Here is a 407-nt window from a genome sequence, read left to right on the forward strand (position 1 = left end):
AATACAACAACTCCTGAAGTAATTGTTCCAAGTGTTGGAAATGGAATTAAAGTATCTATATTTGAAGGTGATGAATCAGGCGATCACAATAACTTAAAAGAAATTAGCAATGGTTCAACTACAGTAGATGCTAATCCTTTATTTAAAGGTGAGATTAATGCTAGTGGTGTTAAAGCAATGCAAGTATTTATCACTTATAATGATAAGTTAATTAAAACTGATTCAGTTCTTGCTGTTGATGGTAAATTTGCGTATACTCCAGAACTAGGTTGCAATAACTTTGGAGATTATAAGTTTACATTTAACGTAATTGGAACTGATATTAAAGGTGAAGCTAGCTTAAAACTTGTTGCTGACACTCAAACAAATACACCTAGTGTAGATAATACTACAAGTGATGTGGTTGT

Annotated in this window: 1 protein-coding gene; it reads left to right on the plus strand. The window is 31.7% G+C overall.

Going from position 1 to position 407, the window contains the following annotated elements; all coding sequences use genetic code 11:
- Positions 1 to 407 (plus strand): hypothetical protein (locus tag AVBRAN12642_RS09800; RefSeq protein WP_336607745.1); only part of this gene is annotated, 407 nt, incomplete at both ends.

It is taken from the genome of Campylobacter sp. RM12642 (assembly GCF_020137635.1).
Taxonomy (GTDB): domain Bacteria; phylum Campylobacterota; class Campylobacteria; order Campylobacterales; family Campylobacteraceae; genus Campylobacter_E.